The following is a 9,479-nucleotide window of genomic DNA, read 5'->3' as shown; positions in this document are numbered from 1 at the left end:
CGCTACGGGGCGGTAGCCCTGCTGTCGGTTGTGGAAACGAGAGACGGGAAATTATTGTTTCTTGTAGCCGAGGCCGAATCGGTTGCGGGTCCCATACTGGAGATCGGCAACACCAACAGCCGCTATCGCTTTACTGTTGGCGCAAGGCAGTTCGTGGAGCAGTGGAACCTGCATGGTCCGGCTCATCATTGCGCAATAGGAATTGGCCATATTGCGTCGAAGATCAAAAAGCTCGGTGAACTGCTGGGAGTGGAGACGGTACAGGTGTGTTGAGGAGGAGCGGGGGCTTTCAGCCGTCAGCTATCAGCGGTCGGCTTTGAGCAATAAGCGGTAGTGGTGAGCCTCAGAGAAGAGACTCCCGGATGGCAACTGATGGGAAGCGGAGGGGATTTAGCCCCTCTCCGGGCGGAGAGGGGTTGGGGTGAGGTAAAACAATCGCCCTGGTACGTGTCTCACGTACCAGCACCAGGGCTTCTTTTTTATTTGAACAGTATTTTAAAAAAGCTTATGTTTTTACTCCGGAACAGCAAACCAGGAACTGTTTTTATTTCAATTATTGTACTCCTGTGGTATGGATGCAACAAAAAAATATCCGGTTCCGATAAAGCGGATATATCGGGCATACAGGCCCTGCGGTCTGGATTTGTAAAGCCACCTGATGCGGCGAGACCCGGCGTGTACTGGTATTTTATGGATGGAAATCTGTCGGAAGAAGGAATGACGAAAGATCTGGAATCAATGGCTGCGGCCGGTATCGGCAACCTTATTTTTCTTGAAGTAAATGTGGGGGTGCCGCGGGGCAGGGTTGATTTTTTAAGCGACAGGTGGCTTGACTTGTTTGCCCATGCCGAAAAAGAATGCCGCAGGCTTAACATTGACATGACACTGGGCATAGGCCCCGGATGGTCGGGCAGCGGCGGTCCCTGGGTTGCTCCTGAACAATCTATGCAGCACCTGGTATCATCAACTGTAGCAGTGTCGGCAAATGAAACCAAAAAAATAAAGTTGCCGGTTCCTGCTCCCAAAAGGCCTTTTTTTGGAGAGGGCGGATTCACCCCCGGTTTAAAAAAACAGTGGCAGGATTTCTATGAAGATGTTGCCGTGCTGGCATTTCCGCAGCCTTCGGATACAGGCAAAATAAAAGATATTGATGAAAAAGCGCTGTACTACCGCGCACCTTATTCTTCTGTAGCAGGTGTGAAGCCCTTTTTGGTTCCCGATACCGGTAATGTTAGTGCAGGCGACGCTGTTTCAAAAAAGGAGATCATAGACCTTACCGATAAATTACAGCCCGATGGAACATTAAACTGGGAGGTGCCGCAGGGCAACTGGATCGTTATGCGGTTTGGCAGGCGCAACAATGGGGCAGTTACCCGGCCGGCGCCGTTTCCCGGGCTTGGATTTGAGGAAGATAAGATGGACACCGGCGCGTTGAATGCGCACCTTGATCACTACACGGGCAGGATCTTCAAAAAAACTGGAAAGCCTGCCAAAGCATCGGAAGGCGGACTGAAATTCCTGCACATGGACAGCTGGGAAATGGGAGCACAAAACTGGACAAAGAATTTCAGGCCGGAGTTCATAAAAAGAAGAGGATACGACCCGCTGCCTTTCTACCCGGTATACAGCGGTGTTGTTGTTGAAAGCCGCGGGGTGAGCGAAAGATTTTTATGGGACCTGAGGCAAACCGCACAGGAACTGGTACTGGAATACCATGCCGGGCAGGTTAAAAAATATGCGCATCGCCACGGGTTAGGGCTATCCATAGAACCCTATGATATGAACCCTACTGCCGATCTTGAGCTGGGCGCTGTGGCAGATGTACCGATGTGTGAATTCTGGAGCAAAGATTTTGGTTACAATACCTCATTCAGTTGTGTTGAAGCGGTTTCCATTGCTCATGTTAACGGGCAGCCGCTGGTTCCCGCAGAAGCATTTACCGCCGAGAAAAACGAGGGCTGGAAACAGTACCCCGGTTCTATGAAAGCGCAGGGCGACTGGGCTTTTGCTGCCGGCATTAACCGGCTGGTATACCATACTTTTCAAAGCCAGGTGCTGGCCGACAGCCTGCGGCCCGGCATGACGATGGGGCCTTATGGCATCCATTGGGACAGGAACCAGACCTGGTGGCCCATGGTAGGGGATTATCACCGGTACATTTCACGCTGCCAGTTCATGCTGCGGCAGGGAAGGACCGTAGCAGATGTATTGTACCTGACACCCGAAGGCGCCCCGCATGTTTTTAGACCACCTTCATCGGCGCTTACGGGCGAAGAGCCGGTGCGCGACAGGAGAGGTTATAATTTTGACGGGTGCTCGCCGGGACAATTGCTGAACGCAGGCGTTAAAGATAACCAGGTAGTATTTCCGGGAGGAGCAACGTATAAGTTGCTGGTACTGCCGGATATTGTAACGATGACGCCTCGTTTGCTGGAAAAGATCGGCGCATTGATATATGAAGGTGCGGTAGTGGTAGGCAATCCGCCTGTTCAGTCGCCGGGACTAACAGGATACCCCGGCTGCGATGAGCAGGTAAAAGCCCTGTCGCGCACCATATGGGGCAGCCTGGAGATCCCGCTCGCTTATGGAGATCGGGAATATGGTAAAGGAAAGATCATCTGGGGCGCCGGTGTGAGCACAAGATCCGACGGATTTTATCCCTTATATAGCATAACTGCCGGTATATTAAAGAATATGGGATTGCCTGAAGATATTGAATGGGCAGGCGATCTGCGTTACACACACCGCACATCTCCCGGCTGGGATATTTATTTCGTAGCGAATAAAACGGATGAGCCTTTACAAACAGATGCGGTATTCAGGTGCGACAGCGGCAGCCCTGAACTCTGGGACCCGGTTACCGGTGAAATGAGGGCATTGCCTGAGTTTAAGCAGGGAGATGGTCAAACCGGTATTCCTTTACGGTTTGCACCCCGTCAAAGCTTCTTTATTGTTTTCAAAAAAGATAGGGCGGGTACTCCTGTTCCGGGAAAAGAAAATTTCCCGGAGCTTAAGAACATCGCCACATTGAATACGGCATGGACGGTAGCTTTTGATCCCAGATGGGGCGGACCGGAAAAGATAGTCTTTGACCGGTTGGAAGACTGGACAGCCCGTCCGGAGCAAGGCATAAAATATTATTCGGGGACAGCGGTTTACAGCCAGCGCTTTGATCTTGAAGAAAGCACAGGCAAAAAAGCACGTATGGTGCTTGACCTTGGAGAAGTGAAGAACCTGGCCCGGGTGAGGCTTAACGGGAAAGATCTTGGCGTGGTATGGGCAGCCCCCTGGCAGGTGGATATTACAGGAATCGTAAAACAAAAAGGAAACGAGCTGGAGATAGAAGTTGCCAACTTATGGGCAAACCGTTTGATCGGCGATGAGCAGTTGCCGGATGACGGTATAAAGAACGGGCAATGGCCGCAGTGGCTGCTGCAGGGGAAGCCGCGAACCAGCGGCAGGTATACGTTTACCACGTATAAGCATTATAAAAAGGATGCACCGCTGCTGCGCTCGGGGCTTATAGGACCGGTAACCATTAAACGAACTGAATTTTAACATATGATTTTTACAACAGGATGGAACAGGATATGCAGCACTGCTTTAAATGGTAACTTGCTGAAGTATTTACCAGCGCCGTGGTTCGTGTCTCACGAAACACCGTTAATCCTTAGCAGTTCCCTACGCCATGGTTCGGGTTTCCACGAAACACTGTTAACCTGTAGTAGCTCATTTTAGTGTAGTAATAATTTTTTATAACGATTGTAACATTTAGAATTTGATGAGACAGACAACCACAAAAATGCAAGGCAAAGGATTTTTGAAGTCAGGTTATTGTAAAGCTGCTGGTGTACTGCTTTTGCTTTCGGTTATGATGCATCCGGCTATAGCTAATGAAACGGAAGCAGCTTCCGCAACACCTTTCTGGATTTGGACCTTCCTGGGAAGATTGCACCCTTTAATTGTACATTTCCCTATCGGCCTGCTCGTGGTAGCCTGGCTGCTGGAATTGTTGATCTGGAAAAGAAAATCGAATGATTTTGGCCCGGCCATAAAGGTATTGATGGTCATTGGAACCATTTCAGCAATTTTATCGGTTGCGTTCGGATTGCTGCTGATCAATACGGAAGAATACGGTGGGGAACTATTGCCTCTTCACCAGTGGACGGGTATTGCCACGATGGTGCTGGCCGGCATTACCACTTATGCCTATTTCAAAAAGTCGCGGCGCATGCAAAAGCTGTTGCTAACGCTAACCGTAGCGGGTGTTACAGTGGCCGGGCATTATGGCGCATCCCTCACGCATGGCGAAGATTATCTTACAAGCGTATTGCCCTCTGCCCAGCCGGAATTTGCCGCCAATCAGCCCACATTTGTATTGGCCAATCAAACCGGTCCTTTAAATGAAGCGCAGATACAGGAACTGAACCTGCAGGTACGCACCATTTTCGCCCACAGCTGCACCAATTGTCATGGAGAGGCCAAGCAAAAAGGTGATCTGAGGCTTGATTCAAAGGAAGCGATTTTTAAAGGAGGGGAGGATGGACCTTCGCTCGTACCCGGCAGTCCCGAAACAAGTGAACTGGTACGGAGGATCAAGCTGCCCCGCAGCCATAAGGAGGCCATGCCTTCCAAAGGAAAGGGGCTTACCCCGCAGGAGATAGCCATCATTGAATACTGGATAAAACAGGGCGCGCCCTGGCCTGAAGGCAACCTGAAAAGCATTTACCGGGTGGCTGCACTGGAGCCCCGCATGCCTGAAATTCCTGCTTCAACCGGCGACCTGGTGAGCCCTGTTGATCTTTTTGTGAACGACTATTTTAAGAAGCATAATGTTGAATGGAACAAAAAGGTAGATGACCGTACATATATCCGCCGGGTATATTTAGACGTAATTGGTTTGGTGCCTGCCCCGGATACAGTAGAAGCTTTTATAAAAGATACCCGCGCCGGTAAGCGTGAAATGCTGGTGAGCAACCTGCTCAGCCGCAACAGCGACTACGCCCAGCACTGGCTCACTTTCTGGAACGACGCCTTACGCAACGATTACAGCGGAACGGGCTATATAACAGGCGGGCGTTACGACATTACGGAATGGTTATACAATGCCCTGCGTGACAATAAGCCGTATAATGTTTTTGTGAAAGAGCTGATCAGCCCCGACGAGCAATCAAAAGGATTTATTGCAGGCATCAAATGGCGCGGTACCATTAATTCCAGCCAGCGAACAGAAATGCAGGCAGCCCAGAATGTGTCGCAGGTTTTTTTAGGATTGAATTTAAAATGCGCGTCCTGCCACGACAGCTTTATCAGCGACTGGAAACTAGAAGATGCATATGCATTTGCCAATATATTCTCCGACAGCCCGCTGGAGATCAACCGCTGTGATAAGCCCACCGGCAAAATGGCGCCTACCCGCATGCTGTACAAAGAACTGGGCGAAATAGATTCCAACGCTATCCCGCAAGAGAAATTAAAGCAACTGGCAGATTATTTGGTGCAACCTAAGGATGGGAGATTGTACAGGACCCTGGTAAACCGGCTGTGGGCCCAGTTGATGGGACGCGGCATCGTGGAACCGGTAGACGTAATGGACAATGAGCCCTGGAGCCAGGACCTGCTCGACTGGCTGGCATCCGACTTTGTGGCAACGGGATACGACGTTAAAAAGCTCATCTATAAAATACTCACTTCAAAAACCTATCAACTGCCATCGGTAGGCATAAAAGAAGCGGAGCTGATCATTGCACCCGATTATGTATTTACCGGTATGCTGCGCCGGCGGCTCACGGCAGAACAGTTTACCGATGCGGTGAGCAAAGCTATTGAGCCGGTTTACGGCGATAGCGCTATAGTATATAAATTATTGCCCGAAGATGTTAAAGCCGATATTCGTTTCCCACGGGCATCGCTCGTTAAAAATGATGGGTATCTTACAGCGCTTGGCCGACCCAACCGCGAAACCGTTTCCACCAGCCGCCTCTCGCAGGCCAACCTGCTGCAGGCGCTCGAACTTACCAATGGCGACCGGTTCAATAATGCGATGGTGCGTGCCGCAGTAAAGTGGAAACAGGAGTATCCCGATGCAGAACAAATGGTAACTGAAATATACCGGAACACACTGGGGCGGCCGCCGGTGGCAGACGAGCAGTCGGTTGCAATGAAAGTGCTGGGTAAAACGCCTACCGAGGCTGCCGTGCAGGATTTTTTGTGGGCTATGACCCTGCATCCCGAATTTCAGTTAATTTATTAATAAGACAATTTAAGCACACCATTTAAAATATTCAGATCATGAAAGCCAGTTGGAACAGAAGAGAATTTATTAAAAGATCCAGTGCAGCCACGCTCGCCGCTTTGGCGGCAGGTGCACCGGTAGCCAGCCTGCTGACAGGGTGCGGAAAGGGAAAAAAGATAGCCGCCAACACCAGCGCCGACACGGTTATATTGCTATGGTTAGCCGGTGGTATGGCGCATACCGAAACGTTTGACCCCAAAAGATATACGCCTTATGAAAAGGGGCTGGAAGGCAACCGGGTGCTGAGCACATTCGAATCGTTCCCTACCGCCCTGGATGGTATCCGGTTTTCCGACGGGCTGCAATCCATAGGCAATGTAATGGACAAAGGCACTTTGATAAGATCGTATGTTGCCGCCGATATGGGACATATTCTTCATTCGAGGCACCAATACCACTGGCATACCTGCTATGAACCGCCTCAAACGGTTGCCGCGCCGCATATTGGTGCATGGATCGCCAAAGAGTTGGGTCCTAAAAATCCGGTGATCCCGGCCTTCATTGATATTGGTCAACGGATGAACGTTGGCGAAGCAGAAGAACTAAAAGCTTTTCATACTGCCGGATTTTTAGGCAATGAATTTGGCCCGTTTTTAATCCCCGATCCCAGCCAGGGACTGGAAAGCGTACGTCCGCCCGTAGGTATGGACGCCAAACGTTTTGAAAGACGCAATCAGTTGTATAATGACCTGATCAGCAAAAGTGTGATCGGCGACCTGGGAAGCGACTACCAGAAAGAATCGCTGAAAAGATCCATGGAGCAGGCCTATATGCTGCTCAATTCGCCGGAGGCAAAGGCGTTCGACCTGAGCCTGGAGCCCAAAGAAGTGTACGATGTGTACAATACCGGCCGCTTTGGACTGGGCTGCCTGCTGGCAAGGCGCCTTACCGAGCAGGGCGCAAGATTCATCAGCGTTACCACCGAATATGAGCCGTTTAAAGGGTTTGATACCCATGAAAACGGCCACACACGTATGGTAGGCATGAAAAAAATGGTGGATGGCCCCATAGCCCAACTGGTAAAAGACCTGGATAAGAGCGGCCACCTTGACCGTACCCTGATCATTGTAGCCAGCGAGTTCAGCAGGGACATGATGGTGGAAGGCAGACCCGATGCCACAGTAAAAGAACAGGTAAACCAGCCCGATATTTTGAACGACATGAAATTTTACGGTATGCATCGTCATTTTACGGATGGCTGCTCCATACTGATGTTTGGCGGCGGTATCAAAAAAGGGTTTGTGTACGGTAAAACCGCCGACGAACGCCCCTGCAAAACGATTGAGAACCCAATAAGAATAGAACAAGTGCACCAAACCATTTACCACACCCTGGGCATACCTCCGGATACCAATTACGAAGTGGAGAAAAGGCCTTTTTATACCACTCCCGATGGGGATGGGGAAATAGTGGAAGACCTGCTGATAAAAGTGTAGGGATCCCCGGCAGTGGTAACGCTGCCGGGTACCTGCAGCAAAGCTCACCCGGCAACCCGCAGCTTGTCACACTGACGAAGGAAGTGTCTGCATTAATGCTTTAATTGACCTTTTTTGCGTAATTAGTGTAGGATTTGCTGGTAAAAATGCAAAGTTTTAACTTCAGCAATGCTTTATCATCAGCCTAACATCGGTCATTTTTAGCGTTCATACAATGGAAAAAGATCAACTTTTTAATTTCAGGCAACCGCTTGTTACAGCCGCCGGTATCATTTTGGGATTCGTTTTAAACTTTGCAACGGGGTTGGTCAGGCGGGATACCAGAAATGATGTAATCCCTTTACTGATACTGTTTTTTATCCTCATTGGCATAACACTTTTAATAGTATCATTATACCGTATACTATATAACGGTTATGACAGGGAGCAGGCTGACCGGTTTTACCGGAGAACGCTGAATTGTTTTATGACCGGTGTAATTTTCTCATTTCTGGGCGGGCTTTTGAAAATGGTGCATACCCTTTTTCTTTCCTGAACAGTATATTATACGATGTTCACTGAAGCCGGAATTTGCTAACTTTATTCGGTGTTCCACCGGGCCGCATTTCAAATTATCCGGGAAGGTGTATCTGCGAAGCATAGGATATACCTGGTGAGTTTCCTGGTTCGTTAAAGGGCTCAAAGTCGAGCTAAGGAGTATATGTAATCCCACCCCAAACACGTTGCTCATCATTCTGATGTACCAATTATAATAACCATCATAAAACAATCTATTATGCATACACCGGCAAAACAAATGGTAGCAGCTATATTGCTTATTGCCTTTTTACCTGCAGCAGTTAATAAAACAGAGGCCTGTACAAGAGTGGTGTATAAAGGGCCCAATAATACTGTTATTACAGCAAGGAGCATGGATTTTTCTATGGAGATCCCCGCCAATTTATGGTTGTTCCCAAGAGGAATGGAACATAGCGGCAATGTAGGGAGCAGCTCCATCAAATGGAGGTCACGATACGGAAGTGTTTCTGCCAGCTCGTGGGATATCGCCGTGTCGGATGGTATGAATGAAAAAGGGCTGGTTGCCAATTTGCTATGGCTGGTGAGTTCGCAATATCCCGAATTTGAAAAAGGCGGAGATAAAAAAGGGCTTGCCGTATCACTCTGGGCACAATATGCACTGGATAACTTTGCTACCGTGAGTGAGGCGGTTGACCATTTTAAAAAAGAAACATTTGCAGTAGTTACGGATTTTATTCCCGGCACAGACAAGTACACTACCGTTCACCTTTCACTATCGGATGCCAGCGGCGATAATGCCATCCTGGAATATATCGGAGGAAAGCTGGTCATTCATCACGACCCGTCTTATGTAGTGATGACCAACGATCCGTCGTTTGAAGAACAACTGGCTATAAATGAATACTGGAAAGGGATCCCGGGAAATATCTTCCTGCCCGGTACGAACAGGGCTGCCGACAGGTTTGTACGCGCCTCTTATTATATCCACGCTATACCGCAAACAGATAATACCAGGATCGCAGTAGCCAGCGCATTCAGCGTTATCAGGCAATGCTCGGTTCCTTACGGGATCTCTACCGAAGGGTTTCCTAACCTTTCTACCACGAGATGGAGAGCCGTAGCCGATCAGAAAAACCTGGTTTACTATTTTGAAAACGCCCTTACCCCGAACACCGTATGGGTGGATCTGAAAAAACTGGATTTTAATGAAAAAACCGGTAAAGTAAAAA

At 49.2% G+C, this 9,479-nt stretch carries 5 protein-coding genes and 1 pseudogene; all 6 read left to right on the top strand.

Features of this window, described 5'->3' with window-relative positions; genetic code table 11:
• A pseudogene (locus PLH26_RS02745) lies at positions 1-273 on the top strand (arabinose isomerase); the annotation flags it as partial.
• 234 nt (positions 274-507) lie between these two features.
• The gene (locus PLH26_RS02740) at positions 508-3,558 is read left to right on the top strand and encodes a glycosyl hydrolase (protein WP_324584451.1); all 3,051 of its coding nucleotides are present in this window, start codon (positions 508-510) and stop codon (positions 3,556-3,558) included.
• Between the two features lie 223 nt (positions 3,559-3,781).
• Positions 3,782-6,253, top strand: a complete 2,472-nt coding sequence (locus tag PLH26_RS02735) for a DUF1549 domain-containing protein (protein WP_324584450.1) — start codon at positions 3,782-3,784, stop codon at positions 6,251-6,253.
• Positions 6,254-6,291: 38 nt separating this feature from the next.
• Complete coding sequence (locus tag PLH26_RS02730; protein WP_324584449.1) at positions 6,292-7,731, top strand: DUF1501 domain-containing protein; 1,440 nt, start codon at positions 6,292-6,294, stop codon at positions 7,729-7,731.
• Positions 7,732-7,945: 214 nt separating this feature from the next.
• Positions 7,946-8,266 carry a hypothetical protein gene (locus PLH26_RS02725; protein ID WP_324584448.1) on the top strand — a complete coding sequence of 107 codons (321 nt, stop codon included), beginning with the start codon at positions 7,946-7,948 and terminating at the stop codon, positions 8,264-8,266.
• A gap of 240 nt (positions 8,267-8,506) precedes the next feature.
• Positions 8,507-9,479 (top strand): linear amide C-N hydrolase (locus PLH26_RS02720; RefSeq protein ID WP_324584447.1); only part of this gene is annotated, 973 nt, incomplete at its 3' end.

Source organism: Agriterribacter sp., assembly GCF_035444585.1.
GTDB lineage: Bacteria > Bacteroidota > Bacteroidia > Chitinophagales > Chitinophagaceae > Agriterribacter.
This window is presented reverse-complemented; position numbering and strand designations above follow the sequence as displayed.

Bases quoted from the DNA above. Each gene is read 5' to 3' on its own strand.
- PLH26_RS02725 (WP_324584448.1), top strand. From the start codon at position 7,946: ATGGAAAAAGATCAACTTTTTAATTTCAGGCAACCGCTTGTTACAGCC.
- PLH26_RS02740 (WP_324584451.1), top strand. From the start codon at position 508: ATGTTTTTACTCCGGAACAGCAAACCAGGAACTGTTTTTATTTCAATT.
- PLH26_RS02730 (WP_324584449.1), top strand. From the start codon at position 6,292: ATGAAAGCCAGTTGGAACAGAAGAGAATTTATTAAAAGATCCAGTGCA.
- PLH26_RS02735 (WP_324584450.1), top strand. From the start codon at position 3,782: ATGAGACAGACAACCACAAAAATGCAAGGCAAAGGATTTTTGAAGTCA.